This window comes from Paraburkholderia sp. J63 (genome assembly GCF_905220245.1).
Lineage (GTDB): Bacteria > Pseudomonadota > Gammaproteobacteria > Burkholderiales > Burkholderiaceae > Paraburkholderia.
This window is the reverse complement of record NZ_CAJMZF010000133.1, coordinates 1-1,153: the sequence shown is the minus strand read 5'-3', so window position 1 is coordinate 1,153 and position 1,153 is coordinate 1. Positions and strand designations below refer to the sequence as shown.

Genomic DNA, 1,153 nt, shown 5'->3' with positions numbered 1-1,153 from the left:
TTACTATGATAGAGGCGCAGCGGCGAGTGAATCAGGCCGATGGCCATGAGCGCATGATTGAGCAGGCCGTCGTCCTTGAGGATACCTATCCATGCGTAGACGCGAATCAGGAACGAGGTCCAGAACGGCAGCATCACGCCCATCATCAGCAGGTTGCGCGTGGCCGGATTGGAACGCGCGATGTAGTAGGCGATGGGATAGCCGATCAACAGGCACAAGACCGTGGAGACCGCCGCCATTTTGAGCGAGCTGATATAGGTGGCGATGTACAGATCGTCTTGCAGCAGGAACACGTAATGTCCGAGCTGAAGTGCGAAGTGCACCACGCCGTCCTTCATCTCGACGAGGTTCGTATAGGGCGGAACGCTCATCAACTGGTCGGCGAAGCTGATCTTGAAGACCAGCACGAACGGCACGGCGAAAAACAGCGTGAGCCACAGGAACGGCACGCCGATGACTGTGGTACGGCCCGAGGGCACGAAGCGCGAGAGCCAACGCACGAGTGCCGTGCGTTGGGCGCCGCCGCGTGCAGCGGCAGACGCATTGGAGGAGGGCAGGGAAGTGCTCATTGAAGTCTCCTCATTGCGTGAGCACGACGCCGCTGGCCGACGACCACGAGACGTAGACGTCGTCGTTCCAGGCGGGCGCGTTCTCGTTGAGCAGATCGAGGCTCGAAAGATGGGACACGACGACCTTGCCGCCGGGCAGCCGCACGTGATAGAGCGAGTAGCTGCCCATATAGGCGATATCGGAAACCACGCCGCGCGCCCAGTTGTGCGGCGCATCGGGCTTCTGCCGCGTGACGCGCATGCGCTCCGGACGCACCGAGATACCGACCGGCATGCCGAGCGGCCCGGTGATGCCGTGGCTCACGTACATGCGCGTTTCGAGGTCGTCGCTCTCGACGAAGATATGGTCGGGTTCATCCTGAACCACGTGACCTTCGAACAGGTTGGTCGAGCCGATGAACTCGGCGGAGAAGCGGCTGTTCGGGAACTCGTAGACGCCGCTGGGGGTGCCGATCTGCACGATGCGGCCTTCGCTCATCACAGCGAGGCGGCTGGCCATCGTCATGGCTTCTTCCTGATCGTGCGTGACCATCACGCAGGTGACATCGACCTTCTCGATGATGTTCACGAGTTCGAGCTGGGTC

1 protein-coding gene and 1 pseudogene are annotated in these 1,153 nt (G+C 61.4%); both read right to left on the bottom strand.

Translation table 11 applies throughout. The features are described from left to right. Positions 1-569 (bottom strand): annotated as a pseudogene (locus U5775_RS38815) (putrescine ABC transporter permease PotH); the annotation flags it as partial. A gap of 10 nt (positions 570-579) precedes the next feature. Further along, positions 580-1,153, bottom strand: a 574-nt coding sequence (locus U5775_RS38810) for a TOBE domain-containing protein (RefSeq protein ID WP_322063418.1), incomplete at its 5' end; no start/stop codon positions are given.